This window comes from Antarcticimicrobium sediminis (assembly GCF_004348975.1).
GTDB lineage: Bacteria > Pseudomonadota > Alphaproteobacteria > Rhodobacterales > Rhodobacteraceae > Antarcticimicrobium > Antarcticimicrobium sediminis.
In genome coordinates this window covers 95,499-121,694 of record NZ_SMFP01000006.1, presented here as the reverse complement: position 1 = coordinate 121,694, position 26,196 = coordinate 95,499, and the positions used below count along the sequence as shown (strand labels likewise).

The following is a 26,196-nucleotide window of genomic DNA, read 5'->3' as shown; positions in this document are numbered from 1 at the left end:
TCAAACCATGGAAAACAGACGGTGGGGATTGAGGGTCGCGGCGACGGTTGCCATCGCCTTCGGGCTGCTGACTGTCGCCTCGGGCGGGCGGGCGCTTTTCGGGGACGCTGCGGCGCGCGCTGCGGTCGGGAATGCGGTTCCGTTTGTGCTGTGGTTCAATTTTCTGGCTGGCTTCGCCTATGTCGGCGCTGGCATCGGCCTTTTCCTGCAACGGCATTGGGCGGTGCGCCTTTCGATCGCGATCCTTGTCACCACGGCCTTGGTGATGATCGCGTTCTGGGTGCATGTGGCGCTTGGCGGTGCCTACGAGGTTCGCACCGTCGGGGCGATGGGCCTGCGTACGGCTGTCTGGGTCCTCATCGTCACCGTGGCGCGGCGCAAGGAAAAACCCGGTTTTGATGCAGCACAGGGCGGCGGGCGAGCCCCACGCTGAAACTGCCCCCGTTCGAGTGGCTGGCACCGTATGCCCTGCGCTCTGGGCGGTGAACTGGCTCTCAGGGACACGTCCCAAGTGAGATCCGCGGTCGCGGCGACATGCCCCAAAATGTCCCGCGCATCGCGGGGGTCGCGGCGTTGATGACGAGGAGGACGAGGTCATCAGCGCCGCCCGGCCCGAAACCCCGGCAACCGAATGATTGCGAGGGAGGCGCTGAATGTCGGATCGTTTCAATCCCGAACAGGCTGTTCCAGACCGAAAGTGTGGCCAGCTCAAACAGGCGGTCGAAATCATCGGGATCGATCGGGCGTACCTGTCCCGAATGCTCGATTTCTTCGTCGCCCGCATCCGCGCCGACAAACAGCTGTGCCGGGTGTTCGAGGGAAAGACGACGCAGGATCGGCGCGCGCAGGTGGAACGGATGCGGGCCTTCTGGCTTGACGTCGCGGTGCACGATGGCGGCTCTACCGAAAAGCTGGTCGCGGTGCATCGCAACCTGCCCGGGCTGCGGCGCGAGGATTTTGACCGCTGGCTTGAGCTGTTTCGCGCCACGCTTGAAGAAACGGCCCCGACGCCCGAAGCGGCGAATTACCTGGTGACCCGGGCCGAGCGTATCGCACAACGGCTGAAGGCGGCGCTTTTCGAAAACACGGCAGCCGACACGGCCCGCCTAGGCGACAGGTTGCGGCGAGACTAACCGAACGGGCCCCCGCCGCCCCGTCGCGCGCGCCTCACTCGGCCGGTGTCAGCCGCATACCGTTCGAGGCGCGATAGGTTCCGTCGGACTGGCGGGTGAACGTCAGGCAGTCGTCCATCTTGCGCGGACCGGTAAGCATCTTGACGCACAACCGGTTGTCCGACAGCGCCCAGGTTCCCGCCCCTGTGCCCATCGGTGCCTTCATGGTCACGGTGCCATCCTCGGCATAGAGCAAGGACACCGACATGATCCCTTTCTTGCCGTGAAAGCTGTGGCCGACGATCCGCGACTGGATGTCCGGCCCCGAAAGAAGGTCCTGCGCATTGCCCTCCACGCAGAAGGCGACCAGGATCGCGACAGCCAGGGTCGCGGTTTTCACACAGCGCGCCAGGGCGGCGGTGTTCCCTTCGTCCCCCCGGCCTTTGCGCAATCGACCCGCCGCGCTTGATTTGAAGGGTAAGCCCTGTCGCGCCTTTCTCGAATGCCCCCCGCAGATGATTTCACCCGGCATGATCTTCTCCTCCCTGTTTTACATAAGTTTTTTGCCGCGAACCGGCGTTTCGGTGGACGTCTTCTGGATTTGAGCCAGCCCCAGATCGCCGAGGATGGCGTAAAAGGCAGGCAGGACGATCAGGACCAGAAGGGTTGACGAGAACAGGCCGAACACCACCGAAATCACCAGCGGCTTCAATGTCTGCGCCTGCGTACTGGTTTCCATCAACAGCGGAACCAGCCCCATCATCGTCGTCGAGACCGACATCAGGATCGGGCGGAACCGCTCGCGGCTGGCCTGCCCGGCCGCCCGCGCCAGATCCATTCCCTCGCCAGCGTGCTGCTTGACAACCTGCACCAGCAGGATCGCGTTGTTCACCACGATCCCGGCCAGCGACGCGGCACCGATCAGCGACGGCATCGAGATGTTGTACCCCATGAGCAGATGGCCCTGAACCACGCCGATGAAGGCCAGCGGGATAGACACCATCACGATCACCGGCTCGACGTAGCTGCGAAACTGGAACGACAGAACCACATAGATTCCGACCAACCCGATCAGGAAACCGCGCAGGATCGACGCGACGGTTTCCGCCGAATTGGCGCTTTGCCCGCCGATCTCGAACTGCAGCCCGGGCGTCGCGGCCGCCAATCCGGGCAGGAAACCGGTTTTCAGCTCGGACACGATGGCATCGGCGTTGCCGATCCTTGTATCGACGTCGGCCTGAACGGTGACCGTGCGTTGCCCGTCGACATGGGTAATGGAGGACCAGCCGCGCGCCTCCTCGACAACGGCCACGGTCGACAGCGGCACCTGTTGTCCATCCCGCAGCGTCACGGTGAAATCGCGCAGATCATCACGGGAATCGCGATCTTCGCTCGACTGCTCAAGCTCGACCTCATGCGCGATGTCCCCCTTCTGGACCGTCGATATGACCCGGCCCAGAAAGGCCGCGCCGACCTGATCCGCGACGTCGCGCGCGCTCAATCCCAGCCCGGTCGCCCCCTCGGCCAGATGCAACCGAAGCTCCGGCTTGCCCGGATGCAGGTCGTGGGTGGCATTGAAGACCCCGGCGTAGCTTTGGGTTTCGGCAAGCAACCGTTCGGCCGCGACAGCCAGATCATCAAGGTCTGGTGCCGACAGGCGGATTTCGATCGCGATCCCCTGCGGGCCGATACTGGGCTCGGTCAGCAAGATGGACAATGCGCCGGGCACCTCTCCGATCGCCTCGCGCCACAGCGTCACGATCTCGTCCAGCGTCACGGTCCGGGTCTCGGCGCTCAGAAGATCGGCGCTGATCGTGGCGACATGCGGCCCGGCCTCGCCCGCCGTGGCATTGTGGTTGAAGCGGACCTGCACGGATTTCACCAGTGCCGCACCCTCGGGCTGATCCGGCGTGAAGGTCGCGTCGACCTGTTTCAGCGCCGCCGTCACCCGGTCCACCACCTCGGTTGTCCGGGTCAGCGGTGTGCCTTGCGGCATCAGGATCCGGGCCTCGAGCACATCCCCGTCGATGGCCGGGATCGCCTCGCGCTTGAGATAGCCGCCGGCCATCAATCCGACGGTCACGATCAGCGCCGCGATCGTCACCCCGGTGACAAGGTATCGGTGGCGGATCGCCATATCGACCGCGGCACCGACCCGCTTTTCGCGAACCCGCTCGAACCAGGCGTCAAACCCTACGCGAAACCGTGACGGCGGCTTGTCCGCGCTCTTCAACCCGTGGCTCAAGTGATGCGGCAGCACCCAGAACGCCTCGGCCAAGCTTGCTGCCAGCGCGGCGATCAGGACCAGCGGCACGACCTCCAGAACCGCGCCCAGATCCCCGGCAAGAAAGGCGAGCGGCCCGAAGACCGCGATGGTGGTCGCAAAGGATGACAGCACCCCCGGCATCACCGCGCGCGCGCCGATTATGGCCGCCTCGCTTCGGGTGGCCCCGCGGGCTGCGGCCTCGGCGATGGAATCGGAAATCACGATGGAATCGTCCATCACGATCCCGATCGCCATCAGAAGGGCGACAAGGGTCATCATGTTCAGCGACAGCCCCTGAAGCGCCATTGCCGCGAAGGCCCCCATGATCGCCACCGGCAGCCCCATCGCGGCCCAGATCGCGAAACCGGGGCGGAAAAACAGGCTCATCACCGCGATGACCAGCGCCAGCCCCATGATCCCGTTCTGCACCAGCATGACCAAGCGGTCGCGCACGATGCTGGTCATATCCTTGACGATCTCAAGCCGCAGCGCATCGGGCAGGGCCGCGCGTTCGTCCGTGACCAGTTTCCCGACGCTGTCAAAGACCTCCAGCGCGTCCGCGCCCAGCGCCTTGTCGACCTGCAGGAACACCGCGCGCTGACCATCAAGAAAGGCGCGTTCCTCTTCCGGCGCATAGCTTTCGGAAATGGTCGCGATCTGGTTCAGTGTCAGCTCGGCACCGTTGGGTTGGGAGAGCACGACAAGCGCCCCCAACCCGGCCGCGCTGCGGCGCTCGTCGGTAAAGCGAAGGCTGATCTCGCGCTCGTCGGTCTCCAGACTGCCAAGGGGCCGGTCGACACTTTGCGCGTCGATGGTCGCGGCCAGCGCCGTCACCGTCAGCCCGTGCTGTTCCATCACCGCACGCGGAACCGTGATGCGGAATTGCCGTGTACCAAACCCCGCCATCGTGACCTTTGCCACCCCCGGAAGGGCCGACAGCTTGTCCTGAAGCCCCGCCGCATAGCGTTCCAGATGCGCTGCAGGCAGATCGCCGGCAATGGCGACAGAGGTCACGTTGTCGGTGCGATGCAATTCCCGCACGATGGCCGGATCGGCCTGCTCGGGGAAATCATCCACCGCCGACACCTCGGTGCGCAAATCATTCACGAACCGCGCGCTGTCGCCGCCGGGCACCATCGTGGCCGTGGCGCGCCCGATTCCGCCCTGCGCGTTGCAGGTCAATTCTTCCAGATTCTCGACGCTTTCGACGGCATCCCAGATGCGGCGGCAGATCGCGTCCTCGACCTCTTCAGCGGTGGCACCACGGTAAATGACGCTGATCTCGGCCTCGACCGCCCTGAAATCAGGAAATGTCTCGCGCTTGAGTGTCGGGGCGGCCATGAGACCGGCCGCAAAGATCAGCACAATCAGCAGATTGGCTGCGGTGGGATGTTCGGTGAACCAACGGATCATTTTGCCGCCCCCGCCAGATCGACCCGCAGGCCCGGAATCGCCGGCATCAGATCGTCCAGAATGACCTCCTCGCCGGGGATCACCCCCTCGGCCAGCACCGCCTGCCCCGACTGCCGCCAAGCGACCGTGACGTCGCGCAATTCAAGCCGGCCGTCACTGTTGCGCAGATAGACCAGACCGCCCTCGTGAATTGCACTGTCGGGCAGGGTGACGCGTGCCGGCATGTCCGGTCCGATCAGCACGACCTCGACATACATGTTGGGCACCAGCGGCAACCGCAGGGGCGGATTGGCCCCGGCATAGGGGGCGTCCACCTCGATCACGGCGGGAACGGAGCGGGCCTGTGGGTCGAGCGCGCTTTCCACCCGCACAAGACGACCGGTCCAGCTTTGCGACGGATCAGAGACAAGCCGCACCTCGGCGGACACCTGTGCAAAGCGTTCGGGCATATCCGAAAGCGTCATCGTGTCGCCCTGCGCCGCGCCACCCAGCAGGCGCCGGAACGACATCACGGGGATCTGTGCGGCGATCTCGACCCGGTTGATATCATCTGCGGTAACCAGCGGCTGAGCGACGCCGACGAACTGATGCCGTTCGACGTGGACCCGGCCAACCCGCAGATCAAAAGGAACGACAATATCCGTCTTTTCAAGATCGCGACGTGAGCGGGCCAGAATCGCTTTGCTCCGCGCCACCTGCGCGTCGAGCCGGGCACGCCGCGACGGGATCAGCGCAGCGGCATTGCGCAACTCCTCGACACCGCGACGAACCTGCAACGTGGTGCGTTCCTGTGAATCGAGCGCAGATTGCGCCGCCACGCCACGCTCGACCAGATCCCGCACCCGCGCCAGTTCGGCCTCTGCAAGCTGCTGGCGGCTCTCTTCCAGCGCCACGAGACGGCTGGTATTGGCCTGATCGACATCGAGCTGGGCCAGATCCGCCGCAAGCGCCTTCAGGTCCGCCTCGGCCTCGGCCACCGCCAGTTCGTATGCCGTCGGATCGATCTTGAGCACCTTTGTGCCCGATGCCAGAATATTGCCCGTGTCGAGGTCGGGGTGACGCCAGATGATGGTGCCGGCAACCTCGGCCACTGCCTCCCAACTGCGCGCCGCCTTGACGTCGCCATAACCGCGCACAACCGTCCGCAACGACACGGCCTCGGCCGTGATCGTGCGGGCGACCACACTGCGCTCTGCATCCTGCGTCCGCCCCGGAGGCTCGGATGTCGAGACGAACCATGCCGCGAGACCAATCCCGATAGCGATTGGCGGAACGAGTCGTAATCCATGCGGTATTTTCACGGCTGGGCTTCCTCTGAGTCAGGACCAAACAGGCTGTGGTGCTGCCGGTTGGGCGAACGGGCAAACAGCGTGAAAGGTGGCGCGTTGAGACGCTCCAACCCCTGCCCGGTTGCTGTCTTTCGTCCAGCGATCATTTCAATCTTCACTTTTGTTAGTAATCAGTTACTATCTATTTTACGGCCATGCAAGACCATTTTTCTCGGGCTCAAATGCTCGGTGGTCAGAAAAACGGGGCAGAAAGGCAGATCAGTACGATCAGGCAGGACGTGAAGAGATCCCCCTGATCAGCGGCATGCGCGCCGCAAAAGGCTTCGGAATAATCCCGCGCCCGGGAATGCCAAGACCCGTCCGCCCGATGGCGAGACGGGTGTTGGGCCCCTCAGGCAGATCGATCAGAACCGCAGCGACAGGCAGGACATGCCGCCGTCCAGCTTGGCGCAATCGCGGTTGTTGATCTGCACCACCTCGTAGCCGGCCTTGTCCAGCAACTCGGCGGTGCGCGGAAAGCCGTCGGCCATCAGCACCAGATTGTTGAAGCGGATCGCATTGGCCGCGGCTTCCTCCCCTTCGGGCACATGCAAAACGCGATAGCCCTCAAAACAGCCCGAGGCCTCAAGCCGTTTGGTCGACAGAATGGTGTCCCCGTCCATCAGCGAGCAGTCGGTCTTGAAGTGCAGCACGCCCTCGGGGGTAAAAACCTCGCGCAGGGTGTGGCCCCATTCCGCCGCGATCTTGGCCAGTTCGGCAACGCCCTCCGCATCGGTACGATCCGAGCGGCCCACCAGGATTTCCTTGCCCGTGACCAGGATATCGCCCCCCTCCACATGGCCGGGGCCCCTGATTTCGCGCACGTCCTCGCACAGCGCGCGCAGGGTCGGGGCCATTTCAGCGACCTCACCCGCGCGGCTGGGGGCGCCGGGACGCATCAGGATCGCCCCCTGCGGAAGGCACAGTGCCGTGTCTTCGACGAATTGCGCATCCGGATAGGCCGCAAGGGCATCCAGCACGGTCACCTCTGCCCCGGTGCTGCGCAACGCCGCCACATAGGCGTCATGGGCGGCCAGCATGCCCTGCAGATCGGGGGTGCCGATGTCCTTGGCCCGCAGACCCTCCACGATCGAGGCCGCGGGGCGGCGAGTGACGGCACGGGCAAATTCGAAACTCGGGTTTCTCATGGTCGCTCTCAATCCTTGGCGGGCACAAAGACAGGTGCCGCGATTTCAATCATCGAAGGGCCGTCAGCGGGGGCCTTGCGCAGGGCCTGTGCAATCTCGGCGGGATCAGGTCCAACCGCCTGATGCGGGATCCCGAAAGAGGCCGCCGTCAACGCAAAATCGGGCGGCGTCGGGTCACAGCCCACGACGGGGACGTCGACGTCCTGCATGGCCATGGCGATTTCGCGATAGCCGTGGTTGTTCCAGACCACGAAGGTGATCGGAAGCTTTTCATCCACGGCGGCCATGATCTCGGGCAGGGAAAACTGCGCGCCGCCGTCCCCGACGATACAGATCACCCGCGTTCCCGGTTTGGCAATCGCCGCGCCGATGGCCGCTGGAATCGCATAGCCAAGCGCGCCATAGCCTGTCGCCGCATTGAACCATCCGCCCGCGCGGTCGTGATCATAGTAGAGATTGGCCGCATAAATCGGCTGCGCCGAGTCGCCGACCATCAACGCACCGGGCAGCGCATCGCGCATCGCATTCACGATCTCGACCTGGCCGCGATACTCCGCGCCGATCTCTTCCCAGGCGGCGGCCCGCGCCGCTGCAGCGCGCATTGCGCCACCGGCGGATTTCGCCGCATCGGGCAAAACCGCAAGCAAGGAGCGCACGAACGGCCCGACCGCACCATGAAGCGCGAGCGCGGCCGCGTGACGTGCCAATTGCGCGGCACAAAGATCCACGCGGATCAGCTCGGGCATCAGTGCCATGGTGCCGGTGGCATACATGTCATAGTCGGTCGGCCCCAGCTCAGTGCCAAGCGCCAGAACGATGTCCGCCGCCTCGATCAGATCCCGCACGGCCTGCAGGCTTGGGCTCGCGGGCACGGACAGGTCATGACTATACAGGATGCCCCGTGCGTTCACCGTCTGCACCACCGGCGCATCCAGCCGCTCGGCCAGATCTTGCACGTCAGGGGCCGCCTTGCTCGCCCCCCCGCCTGCGAGGATGACAACCCGTTTGGCTGCAGTCAGTTTGCGGGCCGCCTCGGCGATCTCTTCGTCAGAGACCTTGGGCGTCGGCGCCGCTACGGGGGCCGAGGGGGCAACGCCCTCTGCCCCGGCAACGTCCAAAGGCACCTGAATGTGGGTCGGCCCCGGACGGCCCGTGGTGAAGGAGGCAAAGACGCGATCGAGCGCGCTGTTCAGATCCTGTGGGCGCGCCACATGCTCGGACACCAGCGCCACCGACCGGGCCAGCCCGTGTTGGTCGGGCAGTTCGTGCAGATGCCCCATCCCCTGCCCTAGCGTGCCCGAGGCATTGACCCCGGACAGCACCAGCATCGGCACCGAGTCCGCCCGCGCCTGCGCCATCGGCGTCAGCGCGTTGGTCAGCCCCGGCCCGGTTATGACAAAGGCCACGCCGGGCTTGCCACTGGCGCGCGCATAGCCGTCCGCCATGAACCCTGCGCCTTGTTCATGGCGCGGGGTGACGTGGCGGATGCCAGATCGGGCCAGCCCCCGATACAGCTCGACCGTATGGACCCCGGGAATGCCGAAAACCACCTCGACCCCGCGCGCCTTCAGCGCCGCGACCAGCTGTTCCCCGACCGTGCTCATGCGGGCACCGCTGCGGCCTGTTGCACATGGGTGATGATACGGGTCAGGGCCTTGTCAAAATCGTCATCCGGGATCGTCAAGGCCAGACGCACCCAGTTCGTCAAGCTCTCCCCGAAAGAGGCGCCGGGCATGACCGCGACACCGGACTTCTCCAAAAGATCCATGGCAAAGGCAAACCCATCCATCCCGGTCAAAGACACATCGAGCATGGCAAACATGCCAGCCTTGGGCCGATGGACTCGCAGCTTAGTTTGCGCGTGCAGACGCGTCTCCAGCCGTTCGGCCCGGGCCGCGAACCGCGCAGCCATGCCAGCCGCCACCGGAGAGCCCTTGGTCACCGCCTCGGCGGTCATGTCCGCGATGAAGGGCTGGTTGCCAAACAGCATGGTTTCGGAAAACGGCAGCAGCGCGTCGCAGAATACCTTGGAGGACACGCACCAGCCGCTGCGGAACCCCGGCGCGGCGTGGGATTTCGAGATCGAGGAAACCACGACCACCCGATCCGCCAGCTGTTCCTGCGCAAGCGGAGAGGCGAACTGCGCCCCCTCATAGACAAGATCCGCATAGACCTCGTCCGAGATGATCCAAAAGTCATGCGCCAGCGCCAGGTCCCCGATTGCAGCGAGGTCTTGGGCCGTAAGAATGGCACCGGTGGGGTTGTGCGGCGTTGTCAAAAGAAGCGCCCGGGTATGCGGGGTGATCCGCGCCGCGATGTCCTTGGCCTGCATACGGAAACCGTGTTCCGGGCGCAGGGGCACCGGCACCATCTTGGCCCCGCTGGCGCGAATGACACCCTCATAGGTGGCATACATCGGATCGCCCACCAGAACCTCGTCATCGTGCTGCGCCACGCCCATCATGACCGAAAACAGCGCCGTCTGCGTGCCCGGGAAGCAAAGAACCTGGTCCGGGTTGATCTCGCGGCCGCTGCGCCGGGTATAATCCGTGGCCAAGGCGGTGCGCAGGTTCATCTCGCCACGGCCGTCCGAATAGCCGGTGCGCCCAGCCATCATCGCCGCCGTGGCCCGATCCAGCATCTCCTGCGGAACCGGCACATCCGGCTCCCCGATGGTCATGTCGATCAGGTCCGCCCCCGCCGCAGCCAAGGCGCGCGCCTTGATATGGACTTCCCACTTGGCACCGCCAAGCCCCGCCAAACGCGCAGTCACATCCGTTGTCTTCATGGCAGATCGGCCTTCTTGTTTCTCACGAAGAGTGTGTCAGGTTCAAACCGACGATCGCCCCGACAGAGATCAGGCCGATTTTCGGCAATTCATCGGGCTCAAAGGCATCGGGCAGCGCGCCACCCTCAAGCCACAGACCGTCAATCACGGCGTTGCAGGCAATTGCGAGGTGCCGCAGTTGCCCGGCCTCGGTCACCTGTCCGGCCTCGCCAAGCGCGGCCGCGATCAAAGCCTCAAGCCGGTCCCGGAAATCCGCATAGGTGCGCGCGTGGATGGCCTTCATGGCCGGGTCATTCTGCACCTTGTTCAGAAAGCTCGCCCAAAGCGCGATCGACTGCGGGTCCACCACCGGCGCGGTCAGGGAGGCCTCGACAAAGGCCACCAGCCGATCCCGCGCCGTGCCCTGAAGCTGGCTGGCCGGGGCCTCGGTCAGGTCGGTCATATGGGTCATGTGGTATTCATAGGCGGCGGTGATCAGGTCTTCTTTCGAGCTGAAGTAGTGCCGGATCAGGCCCTGTGTCACATCGGCCCGCTCGGCGATGCCCCGCACCGTTGCCCCACGCACGCCATGCTCGGCCACCAGTTCAAGCGTGGCGCAAATCAACGCCTCGCGGCGGGCCTGCGCGCTCTCTCGCTTAAATTTACGGCGTTCCTCGGCCACGGGTGTTTCCTGACGTCTGCTAAAATTATACACTTGCATAATTACGACAGTTCCGCATTACTACAAGACGAAAACGAGGAAGCCGCGAAATGCATCCATCCGCTGCTGCGACGTCAGCCGCCACCGAAGACGCGCGTGAGGAGGCCATTCGCGTCACCGACCTGCACAAGTCCTTTGGCTCGGTGGAGGTTTTGAAAGGTGTCTCCCTGACCGCCAACAAGGGCGATGTGGTTGCCATCATCGGGGGCTCAGGTTCGGGCAAATCGACCATGCTGCGTTGCATCAACTTTCTGGAAACGCCCAGTTCGGGCCAGATCGTGATCGGCGGCGAAGAGATCGCGATGCGCGCCGATGGCACCGCCGCGAACCGGCGCCAGATCGAGCGCATCCGCACCCGGCTGGCCATGGTGTTTCAACAGTTCAACCTTTGGACCCACCGCACCCTTCTGGAAAACATCATCGAGGTGCCGGTTCATGTGCTGAAGACCCCGCGCGCCGAGGCCGTGACCCGTGCGCGCGAGCTTTTGGCCCGCGTCGGCATGGCCGAGAAGGAAGACGCCTTTCCCGCCTTCCTGTCCGGCGGCCAGCAACAACGTGCGGCCATTGCCCGGGCCCTGGCGGTAGATCCCTCGGCGATGCTGTTTGACGAGCCGACCTCGGCGCTGGATCCGGAACTGGTGGGCGAAGTGTTGACCGTGATCCGCGACCTTGCCGCCGAGGGGCGGACCATGCTGCTGGTCACCCATGAAATGAAATTCGCACGCGAAGTGGCCAACCACGTCGTATACCTGTTCAAAGGCCGCATCGAAGAGCAGGGGCCACCTGCCGAGGTCTTTGAAAACCCCAAGTCGGAGCGGTTGAAACAGTTCCTCAGCTCCGTCTCCTGAACCACAGCTCAACAGAAAACAAAAAGCCAATCAGGGAGAACTCTCATGAAACTGAAGACCATTCTTGCCGCTACGCTTGCGGCAGCGACCCTTGCCGTCGGCACAGCCAGTGCCGAGCAGGTCAAGATCGGCATCGCGGCCGAGCCCTATCCGCCGTTCGCCTCGACCGAAAGCTCGGGCAATTGGGTCGGCTGGGAAATCGATATCATCAACGCCGTCTGCGCCGCAGCCGAGCTGGATTGCGCGATCACACCGGTGGCCTGGGACGGCATCATCCCGTCGCTGACCGGCCAGCAGATCGACGCGATCATGGCCTCCATGTCGATCACCGAAGAGCGCCTGAAAACCATCGACTTCTCTGACCCCTACTATAACACCCCCGCCGTGATCGTGGCGGACAAGTCCATGGACATCGATGCGACCCCGGACTCCCTTGCGGGCAAGATTGTCGGCATCCAGGCCTCGACCATCCACCAAGCCTATGCGCAGGAACACTTCAAGGGCTCCGAACTGCGCGTTTATCAAACCCAGGATGAAGCCAATCAGGATCTGTTCGCCGGTCGCATCGACGCCACCCAGGCCGACAGTATCGCCATGGCGGATTTTGTCGCCTCTGACACTGGCAGCTGCTGCGAGATCAAGGGCGCGGTTGCCGACGACCCGGCCATTCTGGGGCGCGGAGTGGGCGCAGGTGTGCGCAAGGGCGACAGCGCCCTGCTGGAGGCGCTGAACAAGGGCATCGCCACCATTCTGGCCGATGGCACGCATGAGAAGATCACCGCCAAATACTTCACCACCAGCATCTACTAAGACGACCGGGTGGAGACTGTTCTAAACATGCTTGGCCTAGGTGAGAGCGCGCAACTGTTGTCGCTTTCATCGCCGGGCTGGGGGGCCAACCTGCTGCGCGGGTTGGCCAATTCACTACAGATTGCGTTCGGGGCCTTCGGATTGGGCCTGCTGATCGGCCTTCTGGGCGCCTATGGCAAGCTCTATGGCGGCAAGGTCACCCGCGACCTTCTGGCCATCTACACCACCGTCATCCGGGCCGTGCCCGAACTGGTGCTGATCCTGATCCTCTACTATGTGGGCACCGATGTGATCAACAGGATCGCCGCCATGATGGGCTATGGCCGGGTTGAGATCAGCGGCGTCGTGGCTGGAATCTGGGTTCTGGGCATCGTCCAGGGGGCCTACTCCACCGAGATTCTACGCGGCGCCATTCAATCGGTTCCCCCCGGTCAGCTCGAAGCGGCACGTTCCTTCGGGATGCCGCCGCTGATGGTCATGCGCCGGGTGACCATTCCTGCCATGATGAGCTTCGCGGTGCCTGGTCTGGCCAATCTCTGGCTGATCGCCACCAAGGACACGGCGCTTTTGGCCGTTGTCGGCTTCAACGAACTGACCCTTGAAACCAAACAGGCGGCCTCCAGCACACGGGCCTATTTCACCTTCTTTCTCGCGGCAGGGGGGCTTTATCTCATGGTCACGCTCTGCTCAGGGGTGGTTTTCGGCTGGGTCGAAAAATGGGCCCGTCGCGGCCAGCCCTCGCTGAAGGGCGCGCGCTGATGATCACTTTGCGCGCCTTGATGCAGCCCCATCGCATCGTGATGATGGTGATCTTCGCAGCCTTTTTGGTCTGGTGCGGCGTCTCGCTGCGTTGGGATTGGCTGCCGCACTACATGCCACTGGCGATTGCAGGCCTGTGGACCACGCTCTGGATCCTGGTGGTCACGACGGTTCTCGGTTTTCTGTTGGCGGTCCCGCTGGGATTGGCCCAGGCCGTCGGCCCGTGGTATCTGGCCGTGCCGGCCCGCATGTTCTGCACGGTCATCCGCGGCACGCCGCTGCTGTTGCAACTCTGGCTGCTGTATTATGGACTTGGGTCCCTGTTTCCGCAATTTCCCTGGATTCGCTCGTCCGAGCTGTGGCCCTATCTGCGTCAGGCCTGGCCCTATGCGGTTCTGGCCCTGACCTTTTCTTATGCCGGATATGAGGGCGAGGTGATGCGCGGCGCCTTTTCCAGCGTCGCCAAGGGGCAGTTGGAGGCCGCCAGATCCTTTGGCATGCCACGCCTGACCATGTTCCGGCGGATCTGGTTGCCGCAGGCGGTCCGCAATGTGCTGCCGACCTTGGGGGGAGAGTCCATCCTGCAATTGAAAGCCACCCCGCTGATCGCCACCATCACGGTCATGGACATCTACGCGGTCTCATCGCGGGTCCGCTCCGACACTTTCATTGTCTACGAACCGCTGCTCTTGCTCGCGCTGGTCTACATGGTGATCGCTGGGATCATCGGGTTTGCGTTCAACTACGTGGAACGCCAGGTTCCCGCCCGACGCTGACCCCACACACCCGAGAATGGTTTACAGAAGAGGCCCCCCTGCGAACAGAAAAAGGCCCGCCAGATAGCGGGCCGTTTCCGTGACCAACACGGCGCAGATCACATCCCGCCGCAGCCCTCGTGCCCGCGTCAGCCGGGCAGACGCTGGCGCACCAGTTCGGTCCAATAGGAACAGCCCCAGCCGATCACCTCGTCGTTGAAGTCATAGGCGGGGTGATGCAGCTGCGCCGAGGGACCGTTGCCAACGTTGATCATTGCACCGGGCACCTCGTTCAGCATGAAGGAGAAATCCTCGCCCCCCAAGGTCGGCGGCATGTCGGTAAAGACGTTCTCTTCGCCCACCACGGCGCGGGCGGCTTGAACGGCAAGCTCGGTCTCGGCCTCGTGGTTGACCGTCACCGGATAGTGCCGGGAATATTCCAACCTCCCGACACAGCCAAAACCCGCCGCGACCGAGCTGACAAGCGTGCCAAGGCTGCTTTCGATATGATCGCGGACCTCTTGGCGTAGGGTGCGCACGGTGCCGGTGATCTTGATCTCCTGCGGGATGACGTTGAAGGCATTGCCGCCCTCGATGGTGCACAGCGACACGACCGAGGCCTCGAACGGATCGATGCTGCGCGCAGACATCGCCTGCACCGCCTGAATCACCGCCGCCGTTGCTGGCATCGGGTCGATCGCATTGTGCGGCTGCGCGGCGTGCCCGCCCCGGCCCGAGATGGTGATCTCGACCGCATCGACAGAGCCCATGATCGGACCCGACGCGATGGTGAACTGCCCCAGCGGCAAGTTCGGGCGGTTGTGCATGCCATAGACTTCGTTGCAGGGCCAGTTTTTGAACAACCCGTCCTCGATCATCGCACGTGCGCCAGCCCCGCCCTCTTCGGCGGGTTGGAAGATCACGATGACGGTGCCGTCAAACGCCCGGCTTTCCGCCAGATGCTTTGCCGCGCCCAGCAACATGGTGGTATGGCCGTCATGGCCGCAGGCATGCATCTTGCCCACCACGTCCGATGCCCACTCCGCGCCGGTTTCCTCGGTGATCGGCAGCGCGTCCATATCGGCGCGCAACCCGATGCTGCGCCCCGAGGTATTGGTGCGCCCCCGGATCACGCCGACGACACCGGTGCGCCCGATGCCCTCATGCACCTCATCGACCCCGGCGGCCCGCAGCGCGTCGGCCACCTTGCCAGCGGTGCGCGACACTTCATAAAGCAGTTCCGGGTTGCGGTGCAGGTCGTGACGGAAATCCACAAGTGCTTCGATCTCACGCGAGACCCAGTTTTCGATTGCCATGGCTCAGGCCCCTTTCTTCATCCGGTAGCGAAAATCACAATGGCTGGCGCCCTTCATGATGGTCTGCGTCCGGGTCAATTCCATATCCGGATTGTAGCCGACGCAGAAATCGCCGTCGCGGTTGCACGACAGCAGATGACCGATATCGCCCACCCCCATCTCGCGGTACATCTCGGCATAGCGGCAGCGGGTGACGTTGAAATCCATCTTGTCGGCCGAGGTTTCCAGCGGCTCCAGTTCCAGCGCCCCCCCTTTGGTCCAGTTCGGCAGGATCGCGGCGAAATCCTCCAGCGTGGCCGGATGATCGAGGCCGGCCGCCATGGCCTGCCCCTGCGCAATGGCCGAGCGCGAGCAGGTCTCGCCGATTACGGCCTCGGCCTCTTCCCGGCCAGAGCGTTCCACGATCACGTCAAAGACATGCTTCAGGATCGCAGCCTCGATCCGGCGCATTTCCAGAATCGGAATATCTGTCATGGTGTTTCCTGTTCAGAGTTTGGGGTCTACAAGATCCTTGCGGCGCAGCCATGCAAGGTAGGTCGGTGCGAACCGACGCACAACGCTGTGCAGCGGGAACGGATGTGGTTCGGTCACCGGCAACGCAAGACCGCGCGGATCCTCACCGGCGACGGCACGGGCCACCTCGCGCCCCAGCGCGACGCCCAGCGCCACGCCGCGCCCGTTGAAACCCATCCAGGCCCAGCCATTCGGGCCCAGCGAATGAACCCGCGGAAAGCGATCCCAGTTCATGCCGATATAGCCGGACCAGACATGGGTCATCTCGGGCACGCCCAGTTCCGGGAATGCCTCGGCCAGATTGCGCGCCGCCTTGGCGCGAACCCGCTCCTCGACCTTCCAGCTGCCCATCACCGCACCGCCGGTGATCAGACGATTGCGGGCATCATAGCGGAAAAACCGCAGATCCCCACGGGTGTCAGAAACCGCCTGCCGCCCGGGCAGGATCTTGGCGCGCAGATTGTCCGACACCGGTGGGGTCGACATTTGCCACGACAACACCGGCACGACGGAGCGGGCCAGCTTGGAGGCCAGTTTCGGCACCAACTCCCCGGTGTAGGTGTTGGTCGCCAGAATCAGCGAGCGTGCCCGGACCCGGCCATGATGGGTCATCACGACCCATTCGGACCCGACGCGTTCAAACCGCTGCACCGGGCTTTGCTCATAGATCGTGCCGCCGTGATGTTCGACGGCGCGCGCCAGCCCCCGCGCCAGCGCGAGCGGGTTTATGTGGCCGCCAGACGGCGCCAGAATGCCGCCATACCAGAAATCAGACCCCAGCAGATCCGTAGTCTGCGCGCGATCAAGAACCTCGATATCCAACCCGAAACGGGTCCAGGCCTCGGCGCGTTTTTGCATCAGCTTCACCCGTCCCGGCGAATGCGCCGGCTGAAACCAACCCGCCTGCTCGGCCTCGGCATTGATGCCTTCGCGGCGGATGATGTCAAAGACCGTGGCCGCGCTCTGGCCGATCATTTCGGCAAAACGGCGCCCGGTCTCGCCATAGCGACCAACCCAAGCGTCGGGTTCGGCCGAGGTCAGCGTCGGGATCACCTGACCATTGTTGCGACCCGAGGCACCCCAGCCCACGGCCTCGCCCTCCAGCACCACCACATTGCCGCCTTCGCGCGCCAGATGCAGCGCCGCCGACAGGCCGGAAAAGCCACCGCCGATCACGACGGTGTCGGTCTCGATATCCGTTTTGAGGTGGGGGGCCGTGACCCGTTCGGGTGCGGTCGCGGCCCAGATCGACGGTGGGAAGGCTACCTTTCCACTCATGCCTGATACTCCATTTCGGTGGTGGTGTTCAGCGCCTCGGCGGCCTCTTGCGGCAGCCAGAACCAGCGCAGATCCTCGTCATCGGCCCTGTCAAAGGTGGTCGCCACGGCCTCCTGCGTCCGGCCCTCGTGCGACAGCGCCCGCGCCTGCGCAAGACAGGTGTCCATGTCGGGGGTTTGCGACAGCGGGACCGCCGGGTGGGTCCAGAGATCGGACAGCCGCGCCGGGACTTCATCTGTCACCGGACGCCGGGCACGCCACATGCTTTCCGCCGCATCAAGCTCATACAGTGGCAACAGGCCCGCGCCCTCATGGGCAATGAACTCCAGCGCGCGCGCGATGCGGTCCACATCTTCTTCCGAGAAAAAGTAGTTGACCCCCAACCGCACCCAGCCCGGACGCAAGACACCAAGCCCCCGGTTCACAGCATCGGAATGACGAAGCGATTGCGCCCTGTCGATCTCCAGCAGCGCATGACCATAGGGCCCGGCACAGGAACAGCCGCCGCGCGCCTGGATGCCGAACAGGTCATTGAGCAGGGCCACCACAAAGCCATGATGCAACACGCGGGCGCCAACCCGGATATTGAAGGAAAAGATCCCCAGACGCTGCGCGTTGCGTGGACCCAACAACTCGATCCCCGGAATGCCGACAATGGCCTCTTCCAGACGCCGCGAAAGCTGGCTCTCGCGCGCCTCGATCGCCTCGGCGCCCAGATCGGTTTTCAGCGCCATCACCATCCCGGCGCGGATGTTCTCGACAATCGACGGGGTGCCTGCCTCTTCTCGTGCCTCGATCGACGACACATATTGATGATCCTCAGGCGTGACGAAAGCCACGGTGCCGCCCCCGACAACAGTAGGCCGCGCGGTGCTCATCAACCCGCGATCCGCGATCAGAAGGCCCGAGGCTCCGGGGCCGCCGGGAAATTTGTGCGGCGAAACAAAAGCCGCGTCAATCCGATCCCCCGCGCCCGGCGCGCTTTCGGCCAGCGAAATGGCGACATAGGGCGCAGCTGCGGCAAAGTCGATCACGCACCAGCCGCCCACGGCGTGCAGGGCCATGGCCACGGCCCGAATATCCGTGCGCACCCCGGTCACGTTCGAGGCCGCCGAAAAGGCACCCACGATCAGCGGCGCATCGCGATGCGCCTCCAGCTCGGCCTTGAGCGTGCTCAGACAGACCCCGCCCGAGGCGTCCAGCGGGATACGCACCAGTTGCGCGCCGCTCTCGCGCCACGGCAGATCGTTGGAGTGGTGCTCATACGGGCCCACGAAAACAACCGCATCCGGGCCAAGCTGGCCTGCCGCGCCGCCCATCTGCAACGCCCGCACCAGTTTGTCCGAGGCGGCGGTGGTCCCGGCTCCGGCAAAGATCACCGCATGATCGTCATCCGCGCCGACACCTTCGCGCACCGCATCGCGGGCCAGTTCGCGCAGCTGGGTGGTACGGCGCCCGGTAAAGGAGGTCTCGGTATGGGTATTGCCATAGAACGGCAGGACTTGGGTGCGGATCGTCTCTTCGATAAAATCGAGCGAGCGCCCCGAGGCCACATAATCGGCATAGATCAGCGCCCGCGGGCCAAACGGACCCGGGATCGCAACGCCTTCGCCGATCAGGGCGTGGCGGATATCGTCGAATTGCATGCTCATCAGTTTCTCTTTCTGTCAGGCTGCGTCCGGGGTCTGTCAGGCTGCGTCCGGGCGAATGACCGGAGGTGTCCAGCCGCGCCCGGGGATCGAATCGAGCAGCTTTCGGGTATAGGGGTGCTGCGGATCGGCAAAGATTTCCGCCGTCACGCCGGTCTCGACAATTTCGCCCTTCTGCATCACGATCAGCCGGTCGCAAAGCTGTGCCGCAACGCGCAGATCGTGCGTCACGAAAAGCAGCGACAGATCCAGCCGGTCGCGCAGATCGCCCAGCAGTTTCAGCACCTGCGCCTGAACCGAAACATCCAGCGCCGAAACCGGTTCATCCGCCACGATCACCCGCGGCTCCATCGCCAGCGCGCGGGCGATACCGATGCGTTGCCGCTGACCGCCCGAGAACTCATGCGGGAACCGGCTGGCGGCGGCGGGGGACAGTTCCACCAGCTCCAGCAACTTGCGCGCCCGCTCCCGCGCCTCCTTAGGATCGACGCCATGCACGATCGGCCCCTGCGCGATTAGCGCCTCGACCCGTTTGCGCGGGTTGAGCGAGGCCATCGGATCCTGAAACACCATCTGGATATACTGACGCATCCTGCGCAGTTCCCGCGGCGAACAGGCCAGCAGATCGGTGCCCTCGACGGTGACCGAACCGGTGTCGGATTCAAGCAGCCGGGTAACGATGCGCGACACCGTGGTCTTGCCCGACCCGCTTTCGCCGACAACGCCCAGCGTCTCGCCCCGACGCAGGACAAAGGACAGATCCGAGACCGCCTTGACCGCCTTGCGCTTGCCGCTGAACATCCCGCCCCGCGCGGCAAAGGTCTTGACCAGCCCCTTTGCCTCCAGAACCACCGGCGCCCCGGTGAAATCCCGTGGGGCTGGCGGCGTCAGCGCCGGAATCGCCGCGATCAGCGCTTGCGTATAAGAATGCTGTGGCCGGTTCAGAATCTGCTGCGCCGGGCCTTGTTCGACCAGTTCGCCCTTGCACAGCACGGCCACCTTGTCGGCGATCTCGGCCACGACGCCGAAATCATGGGTGATGAACAGAACCCCGGCGCCGTCCTGCTCCTGCAATTCGCGGATCAGGCGCAAGATCTCCAACTGGGTCGTCACATCCAGCGCGGTGGTGGGTTCATCGGCGATGATCAGACGCGGCGACAAGGACAGCGCCATCGCGATCATCACCCGCTGCCTTTGACCGCCCGAGATCTGATGCGGATAGGCATTATAGGCCGACGCCGGGTCGGGGATCTTGACCCGTTCCAACATCTCGATGACGCGCGCCTTGCGGTCTGACTTGCCCAGCTCGGTATGCAGGCGCAACACCTCGTCAAGCTGCCATCCCACGGATTTCTGCGGGTTCAGCGCCGTCATCGGTTCCTGAAAGATCTGCGCGATCCGGTCGCCGCGAATGGCCTTCATCCGGGCCTCGGACAGGGCGAGCAGATCCTCGCCCTCGAACCGAATTGCGCCGTCGGCGACATGCACATGCGGTTCCGGCAACAGCCGCATGATGGCGCCAGCGGTCAGCGATTTGCCAGAGCCGCTCTCGCCCACCAGACAGACGATCTCGCCCGGGTTGACAGTCAGGTCGAGCCCATCAAGTGCATAGGGCCGGTCGGCGCCTTTGGGCAGCGCAATGCGCAGACCCTTGATCTCCAATACGGGGGTGTTGCCGTTCATTTCTTCTGCCTCGGATTGAGCGCGTCGTTCAGCCCCTCGCCCAGCAGCGAGAACGACAGCACAGTCAGGATGATGGCGGTGCCCGGGATCGCGGCACAGTACCAATCGGAGCGCAACACGGCGCGCCCCTGGCCGATCATGTTGCCCCAGCTCGCATGGTTGGGATCGCCAAGGCCCAGAAAGGCCAGCGCGCTTTCCAGCAGGATCGACAGCGCCATGATGACCGAGGCATAGACCACGATGGGCGGCAGGGCATTGGGCAGGATCTCGCGGAAGATGATCGCGGTGTTGGAGACCCCGAGATTGCGCGCGGCATCGACGAATTCACGTCCCCGCAGCGACATGAACTCGGCCCGCACCATCCGCGCCGGCGCGGTCCAGGAAACGATGGCGATGGCCACGGTGATATATTCGATCGACGAGCCAAGGATCGCCACCAGCGCCAGCAGCAGCACAAAGTTCGGGATGGTCTGAAACGCCTCGGTGGTGCGCATCAGAACATCGTCGATCCAGCCGCCAAAATAGCCGGACACCGCGCCGATAACCACGCCAATGCCAATCGACAGCAATGTCGCCAGCACACCAACCAGCAGCGAAATCCGCGCACCGTAAAACAGGCTTGCAAGGATGTCGCGGCCCAGTTGGTCTGTGCCCAGCGGGGTTGCCCAGTCGACAAAGGGTTTGGTCAGGGGCACGCCAGCGCGGCGCAACGGATCGGTTGGCTCGATCAGCCCGGCGGTGGCGGCCATGATCAGCACGACCACAAAGATGACAAGCCCCAGAAGCGCGGCCCGGTTGCGGGCGAAACGACGCCACAGCAGCACGGCGCGATGCGGTTCAGGTTTGGGAAGTTCGGTTGTGAGAAGGGTCATGCCAGTTCGATCCTCGAGTCGAGACGCGCATAGAGCAGGTCGGTGAGGAAATTCACGACCACGACGATGATCGCGCAGAGAAAAATGATGCCCATCAACATGTTCATGTCGCGTTGGATAACGGACTGATAGGCCAGCTGTCCGAGCCCCGGCAGCGAGAAGATGGTTTCCACCACCACGGAGCCACCCAGAACGGTCGAGAATTGCATCCCCAGCAGCGTGATCACCGGCAACAGCGCGTTGCGCATGATGTGGTGGACCATCAGCCGGGTCTCGCCGGCACCCTTGGCCCGCGCCGTCCGCACGAAATCCAGATCGGCAACCTCAAGCACCGAGGCGCGCATCAGCCGCAGGTAAAACGAAAGATAGATCAGCGACAGCGCCGCCGTCGGCATGATCAGATGTCGCGCCACGTCCACCACATGATCCCAGCCGGTATAGAACCCGGCCACCGTCTTGATGCCCCCCACCGGCAACCAGCCCAGCTGGACCGAAAACAGCAGGATCATCATCAGCGACAGAAAGAAACTTGGCGTGGCATAGAACACCAACCCAACCGTCGAAATCACGTTGTCCGTCAACGAATAGGCCCGGCGTGCCGCGAACGCGCCCAGAAAACAGCCCACCGTAAAGGCGATCGACAGCGAGGTTGCCATCAGCATCAAGGTGGTGCCCAGACGCTCCAGCAGGATCGTCGCGACCGACTCCTCATAGACAAAGGACCAGCCGAAATCGAACTGCACGAGCTTCACCATATAGAGCCAAAGCTGCACCCAGACGGGCTGATCCAGCCCGTATTCGGTCCGCAACCGCGCGATATAGGCCGCGTCAGCGCCCCCCATGTCGCCGACCAGCGCATCCACGGTATCGCCCGGCGCCAGCTTGAGAAGAAGAAAGGTGCCGATCATGATCAGCACGATCACGGGCACCGCCTGCACCAGTCGGCGCAGGGCGTAAGTGAGTATCGGGGGGAGGTGTAGCGTCATCATGTGCTCCGGATATTGATGCCGTGCCCGGAACCTCCGGGCACGGCGGGCGCGATTACTCGTCGAGCCAGAGGTCATACCAGCTGGAAGAGTTCCAGCGCGGCGTGTTGTGGTGGTTCTTCAGCTTGGTCGACGTGACCGAGATGAAGGGATGCTCGATCGCGAAAATCACCGGGATCTCGTCCATCGATTTGGCCTGGATCGCGTGATAGTCGGCGGCGCGCTTTTCCGGGTCGAGCTCGGCCTGGGCCTCGTCGATCATCGTGTCCATCTCGTCGGACTGCCAGCCGAACTGGTTCGACCAAGGGGTGCCGGCGGGAGCGCCGGAGCGCAGCCAGACCATGGTCGAAACAGCCGGGTCCGAACGGAACTGGTGCCAGCCGTTGGCGGTGTCGAAGTCATAGTCGCGATAGACCCCGTTCAGGAAACCGGGCGCATCGTTGGTCAGGATCTCGACGTCGATACCAATTTCCCGCATCGCCTGGGCATAATACTCACCCCAAAGCTGGGTGTACTCGCCCCACGGTGCCGGACGGTGACGCAGATGGAAGCGGAACCCGTCATCCTTGACCGGATAGCCGGCCTCGTCGAGCATCTTCATGGCCAGTTCCGGATCATAGTCATAGGTGGTGACCTGATCGGTGTAGTTCGCCCCACCCGCAGACGGAACTGGACCCCGGCCCGGCTTGGCAAAGCCACGCATGATCGTCTTGATCGCGTAGTCGATGTCCAGCCCATGATACATCGCCTGGCGCACCTTCAGATCGGCCATGATCGGGTTGCGGTGATTGAACTCGACGGTGGAGTGGGCGACGTTGTTCTCATAGCCCATGGTGCCAACTTCGAAACGCTCATCCTTGGACAACCGCTCGATATCGGACATCGACACGCCGTTGAAGCCGGACTCGTGTACTTCACCCGATTCCAGTGCGGCAGCGGCGGCTGATTTGTCGCGAATGAAGCGCCAGACGATCCGGTCAAGATACGGGAATTCCTCGCCGCGCCAGTAGTCCGGGTTGCGTTCCGCCATCACATACTGGCCACGCTCATATTCGACGAATTTGAACGGGCCGGTCCCGACTGGAGCCGTGTTGTACGGGTTCTTCAGAATGTCGGTGCCTTCATACAGGTGCTTGGCCACCGGATGACCAAGGTCGGGCATCGCCGCCACGAACAGGCTCAAAGGCATCGGCTTGGAATAGTTGAAGACGGCGGTGAAATCATCGGTGCAATCGACCGAGTCGAGGTTCTGTTGCAGCGTGCTGGAATAGTTCAGCAGTTTTTTCCACAGCTCCATCGCCGAAAAGGACACGTCAGCACAGGTGAACGGTTCGCCGTCGTGCCATTTGACGCCTTCGCGCAGCTTGACGGTGATGTGCTTGCCATCGTCCGAGGTCGACCATTCGGTCGCCAGAACCGGCTCGTAACCGTCATAGCTTTTGTCGATCAGCGGCTCCATGATCTTGCCGGTGATGTTGTAGACGCCCGTCGAGGCCCGCAGCGCGGGGTTGAGCGCGCGCTGTTCCGAGGCCATGTGAATGATCGCGGTGCCACCATGCTTCGGCGCGTCTTCTGCCGAGGCGGCTCCCGTCGTCATGACACTCAGCGCACAGAGTGCCGCCGAGCCAAGCGAAGCCCTAAGGGCTACCTTTTTCTGAATCATATCTGACTCCCTGTTGTTGTCCCGCCCAAAAAACAGGTCCGATCCGGGCGACTGCCCTCTAGGAACCAGCCGCTCGCCACGAGGTCAATAAATTTTTGCTTGAAATGCTTGAAAAAAGTATTCCTATGCTACTAACTGAGCAAAACGTAGCACAAAAATCCACATCAATCACCCTGAAGGGGAAAGAATATGACGAAATGCGCGTGGATCACTGGGGCCGGGTCGGGAATCGGCGCTGCAATGGCCCGGCGCTTCGCTGCTGCCGGCTTCCGGGTCGCCCTTACGGCGCGGTCCGAGGCCGCGTTAAATGAACTGGTCGAGGAAATAGACCTTGAGGGCGGCGAGGCAAGGGCTTTTCCCGCCGATGTGACCGACCGCGCGCGGATCCTGTCGCTTGGCGCAGAGATTCCCGACTGGGCGGGCTCGCTCGACGTGCTGTGCAACAACGCAGGGCTGAACATCCCGCTGCGGCGCTGGGATCAACTGGACTGGGACAGCTGGGATGCAGTGATCCAGACCAATGTCACCGGCGCGTTGAACGTGATCGCCGCCGCGCTGCCCCCGATGCGGACGCAAAAATCAGGCGTGATGATCCACACCTCATCTTGGGCGGGGCGGTTTCACAGCGATGTCGCCGGTGTGCCGTACGGCGCCTCGAAACACGCCCTCAGCGATCTCAGCGCCAGCCTTAACGGGCAAGAGGGGGTGAACGGTATCCGCTCCACCGCGCTTTGTCCCGGCGAAGTGGCAACACCGCTGCTGACGAAACGTCCGGGCTTTGACCCGGAGCTTGCCGCGCGGATGATCCAGCCCGAAGATATCGCCGATCTGGCGCTGCATGTCGCCCAGATGAACCCCAATGTCGCGGTGCATGAGATCGCTCTTGCCCCGGTAAAACGCTGACCCACGAACACAGGAAACGCACCATGGAACATCCCGTCAAAGGCATCGACCACGTCTTTCTTCTGGTTCAGGATCTGGACCGTTCGCAACAACAATTCGAACGGCTGGGGTTCACCGTCTCGCCGCGCGGGATGCATTCCGCCTCAAAGGGGACTGCAAACCATACCATCATGTTTCCGAACGATTATTTCGAACTTCTCGGCATCGTCACCCCGGTCGAGGGCAATGCCGCACGGCGCGCCGTTCTGGAAAGCAACGGCGAAGGTCTCAGCGCCATTGCCTGCCGCATTAGCGATGCCGAGGCCGCCAAGACCGCCCTGACAAAGCTTGGCATCGCGACCGGCCCGGTCGGCCATTTCGAACGCCCGGTTCCCCTGCCAGATGGCGGCACCGCGCCCGCCGCCTTTGCCACCCTGCCCTTTGATGACAGCGAACGCCCGTTCGGCACGCTCTTTATGTGCCAGCACAAGACCCGCGAAACGGTCTGGCTGCCAGAGCTGCTCGATCATGCCAATGGTGCGACGGGGCTGTCCGAAGTCTTCGCCCAAAGCGAGACCCCGGCAGAGGATGCCGAGCGTTTTGCAAGGCTATACGCGGCTGGTGCGGTCACCCGGACCAACAGCGGCGCGCAGGTCACGACGGGCCCCGACTCGACCGGGATCACGCTGTTGACACCCGCAGCCCTTGCCGCCCGTTTCCCCGGCATCGACCTGTCGAGCCTGCCGAAACACGGGTTTGCCGCGCTGTCCATCCACGTCAAGGATTTGCAGGCAACGGAAGACTACCTAAAGTCGAACGCCATTCCCTATTCCCCAACCGCGCGCGGGATCGCCCTTGCCCCCAAGTATTGCTCCGGCATGATCCTTGAGTTCGCGCCGCAATGATCGCCCCTAGAAAGCCCCGCAATACCGACAAGAAACCGGCCGAGTCCTCTGGCTTTGATGACATCGACAGACGCATTCTTGAGCTGCTGCAAGCCGATGCCGACCAACCGGTGAATCAGATCGCAGAGGCGGTGGGGCTGACCCCCACCCCCTGCTGGCGGCGCATCAAACGGCTGGAAGAGGCGGGCGTCATCCGCGGCCGTGTCGCCGTGGTCGATCATGAGCGCGCCAATGTCGGCATGACGGTCTTCATCGGCATCACCGCGTCACGCCACGAAATGAACTGGCTCAACAGCTTTCGGTCGCTGATCGATGAAATCCCCGAAATCGTCGAAGCCTATCGCCTGACCGGATCCACGGATTACATCCTCAAGGTCGTCGTTCCCGACATTTCCACCTATGACACCGTCTACAAGAAGATGATCGACAAGCTCGACTTTTCACAGATCAACTCCTCGATCTCGATGGAAGAGCTGAAGCTCACCACGGCGGTGCCGACTAAATACCTTTAACCGCGCCCCC

Annotated in this window: 24 protein-coding genes; 9 read left to right on the top strand and 15 right to left on the bottom strand. The window is 63.5% G+C overall.

Annotated elements, in window-relative coordinates; translation table 11 throughout:
- Window positions 1-7: 7 nt before the first annotated feature.
- Window positions 8-433 (top strand): hypothetical protein, encoded by a 426-nt coding sequence (locus E1B25_RS10890; RefSeq protein ID WP_132829201.1) that lies wholly within the window; start codon window positions 8-10, stop codon window positions 431-433.
- A 220-nt stretch (window positions 434-653) separates the two neighbouring features.
- Window positions 654-1,133 carry a group III truncated hemoglobin gene (locus tag E1B25_RS10885; RefSeq protein ID WP_132829200.1) on the top strand — a complete coding sequence of 160 codons (480 nt, stop codon included), beginning with the start codon at window positions 654-656 and terminating at the stop codon, window positions 1,131-1,133.
- Between the two features lie 34 nt (window positions 1,134-1,167).
- Here E1B25_RS10885 and E1B25_RS10880 read toward each other — a convergent pair whose 3' ends face one another.
- The 7 genes from E1B25_RS10880 to E1B25_RS10850 all read right to left on the bottom strand — a co-directional run bounded on the left by E1B25_RS10880 (window position 1,168) and on the right by E1B25_RS10850 (window position 10,716).
- Window positions 1,168-1,512 carry a hypothetical protein gene (locus E1B25_RS10880; protein ID WP_132829198.1) on the bottom strand — a complete coding sequence of 115 codons (345 nt, stop codon included), beginning with the start codon at window positions 1,510-1,512 and terminating at the stop codon, window positions 1,168-1,170.
- Window positions 1,513-1,662: 150 nt separating this feature from the next.
- Window positions 1,663-4,791: an efflux RND transporter permease subunit gene (locus E1B25_RS10875; RefSeq protein WP_132829196.1), complete on the bottom strand. Its 3,129-nt coding sequence runs from the start codon at window positions 4,789-4,791 to the stop codon at window positions 1,663-1,665.
- On the bottom strand, window positions 4,788-6,092 hold the full coding sequence (locus E1B25_RS10870; protein ID WP_132829194.1) for an efflux RND transporter periplasmic adaptor subunit: 1,305 nt from the start codon (window positions 6,090-6,092) through the stop codon (window positions 4,788-4,790). The genes E1B25_RS10875 and E1B25_RS10870 overlap by 4 nt, the downstream gene beginning before the upstream one ends.
- A gap of 392 nt (window positions 6,093-6,484) precedes the next feature.
- Window positions 6,485-7,267, bottom strand: coding sequence for a dimethylarginine dimethylaminohydrolase family protein (locus E1B25_RS10865; protein WP_132829193.1), 783 nt, complete (start codon window positions 7,265-7,267; stop codon window positions 6,485-6,487).
- Between the two features lie 8 nt (window positions 7,268-7,275).
- Window positions 7,276-8,871, bottom strand: coding sequence for a 5-guanidino-2-oxopentanoate decarboxylase (locus E1B25_RS10860; protein ID WP_132829191.1), 1,596 nt, complete (start codon window positions 8,869-8,871; stop codon window positions 7,276-7,278).
- Entirely contained in the window at window positions 8,868-10,055 is a 1,188-nt protein-coding gene (locus E1B25_RS10855) for a pyridoxal phosphate-dependent aminotransferase (RefSeq protein WP_132829189.1), read from the bottom strand. Before E1B25_RS10855 ends, E1B25_RS10860 begins: the two co-directional genes overlap by 4 nt.
- 22 nt (window positions 10,056-10,077) lie before the next feature.
- Entirely contained in the window at window positions 10,078-10,716 is a 639-nt protein-coding gene (locus tag E1B25_RS10850) for a TetR/AcrR family transcriptional regulator (RefSeq protein ID WP_132829187.1), read from the bottom strand.
- An 89-nt stretch (window positions 10,717-10,805) separates the two neighbouring features.
- Here E1B25_RS10850 and E1B25_RS10845 point away from each other — a divergent pair, with 89 nt between their 5' ends.
- Genes E1B25_RS10845 through E1B25_RS10830 form a run of 4 tightly spaced genes read left to right on the top strand, consistent with a single transcriptional unit; the run spans window position 10,806 to window position 13,948 of the window.
- On the top strand, window positions 10,806-11,603 hold the full coding sequence (locus tag E1B25_RS10845) for an ABC transporter ATP-binding protein (RefSeq protein ID WP_132829185.1): 798 nt from the start codon (window positions 10,806-10,808) through the stop codon (window positions 11,601-11,603).
- A 45-nt stretch (window positions 11,604-11,648) separates the two neighbouring features.
- Complete coding sequence (locus E1B25_RS10840; protein WP_132829184.1) at window positions 11,649-12,413, top strand: transporter substrate-binding domain-containing protein; 765 nt, start codon at window positions 11,649-11,651, stop codon at window positions 12,411-12,413.
- 27 nt (window positions 12,414-12,440) lie between these two features.
- Entirely contained in the window at window positions 12,441-13,172 is a 732-nt protein-coding gene (locus tag E1B25_RS10835) for an ABC transporter permease (protein ID WP_132829412.1), read from the top strand.
- Window positions 13,172-13,948: an ABC transporter permease gene (locus tag E1B25_RS10830; protein WP_132829182.1), complete on the top strand. Its 777-nt coding sequence runs from the start codon at window positions 13,172-13,174 to the stop codon at window positions 13,946-13,948. The genes E1B25_RS10835 and E1B25_RS10830 overlap by 1 nt, the downstream gene beginning before the upstream one ends.
- Before the next feature lie 128 nt (window positions 13,949-14,076).
- Here E1B25_RS10830 and E1B25_RS10825 read toward each other — a convergent pair whose 3' ends face one another.
- From E1B25_RS10825 to E1B25_RS10790, 8 genes are read right to left on the bottom strand one after another with little or no spacing between them, the layout of a single operon-like run.
- Entirely contained in the window at window positions 14,077-15,243 is a 1,167-nt protein-coding gene (locus tag E1B25_RS10825) for a M20 aminoacylase family protein (RefSeq protein ID WP_132829180.1), read from the bottom strand.
- A gap of 3 nt (window positions 15,244-15,246) precedes the next feature.
- Complete coding sequence (locus E1B25_RS10820) at window positions 15,247-15,717, bottom strand: L-2-amino-thiazoline-4-carboxylic acid hydrolase (RefSeq protein ID WP_132829178.1); 471 nt, start codon at window positions 15,715-15,717, stop codon at window positions 15,247-15,249.
- Window positions 15,718-15,729: 12 nt separating this feature from the next.
- Window positions 15,730-17,034: an NAD(P)/FAD-dependent oxidoreductase gene (locus E1B25_RS10815; protein ID WP_132829176.1), complete on the bottom strand. Its 1,305-nt coding sequence runs from the start codon at window positions 17,032-17,034 to the stop codon at window positions 15,730-15,732.
- Entirely contained in the window at window positions 17,031-18,686 is a 1,656-nt protein-coding gene (locus E1B25_RS10810) for an aminotransferase class V-fold PLP-dependent enzyme (protein WP_132829174.1), read from the bottom strand. The genes E1B25_RS10815 and E1B25_RS10810 overlap by 4 nt, the downstream gene beginning before the upstream one ends.
- A 36-nt stretch (window positions 18,687-18,722) precedes the next feature.
- Window positions 18,723-20,366 (bottom strand): ABC transporter ATP-binding protein, encoded by a 1,644-nt coding sequence (locus tag E1B25_RS10805; RefSeq protein ID WP_132829172.1) that lies wholly within the window; start codon window positions 20,364-20,366, stop codon window positions 18,723-18,725.
- Complete coding sequence (locus E1B25_RS10800; RefSeq protein WP_132829171.1) at window positions 20,363-21,238, bottom strand: ABC transporter permease; 876 nt, start codon at window positions 21,236-21,238, stop codon at window positions 20,363-20,365. The genes E1B25_RS10805 and E1B25_RS10800 overlap by 4 nt, the downstream gene beginning before the upstream one ends.
- On the bottom strand, window positions 21,235-22,224 hold the full coding sequence (locus tag E1B25_RS10795) for an ABC transporter permease (protein WP_132829169.1): 990 nt from the start codon (window positions 22,222-22,224) through the stop codon (window positions 21,235-21,237). The genes E1B25_RS10800 and E1B25_RS10795 overlap by 4 nt, the downstream gene beginning before the upstream one ends.
- Before the next feature lie 55 nt (window positions 22,225-22,279).
- Window positions 22,280-23,887 carry an ABC transporter substrate-binding protein gene (locus E1B25_RS10790; RefSeq protein ID WP_132829167.1) on the bottom strand — a complete coding sequence of 536 codons (1,608 nt, stop codon included), beginning with the start codon at window positions 23,885-23,887 and terminating at the stop codon, window positions 22,280-22,282.
- Between the two features lie 189 nt (window positions 23,888-24,076).
- Here E1B25_RS10790 and E1B25_RS10785 point away from each other — a divergent pair, with 189 nt between their 5' ends.
- The 3 genes from E1B25_RS10785 to E1B25_RS10775 are packed head-to-tail and all read left to right on the top strand — an operon-like array spanning window position 24,077 to window position 26,186.
- Window positions 24,077-24,790, top strand: a complete 714-nt coding sequence (locus E1B25_RS10785) for an SDR family oxidoreductase (RefSeq protein WP_132829165.1) — start codon at window positions 24,077-24,079, stop codon at window positions 24,788-24,790.
- 23 nt (window positions 24,791-24,813) lie between these two features.
- Complete coding sequence (locus E1B25_RS10780) at window positions 24,814-25,674, top strand: VOC family protein (protein ID WP_132829164.1); 861 nt, start codon at window positions 24,814-24,816, stop codon at window positions 25,672-25,674.
- A complete protein-coding gene (locus E1B25_RS10775; protein ID WP_132829162.1) occupies window positions 25,671-26,186 on the top strand; it encodes an Lrp/AsnC family transcriptional regulator in 516 nt (171 codons plus the stop codon). The genes E1B25_RS10780 and E1B25_RS10775 overlap by 4 nt, the downstream gene beginning before the upstream one ends.
- Window positions 26,187-26,196 lie beyond the last annotated feature (10 nt).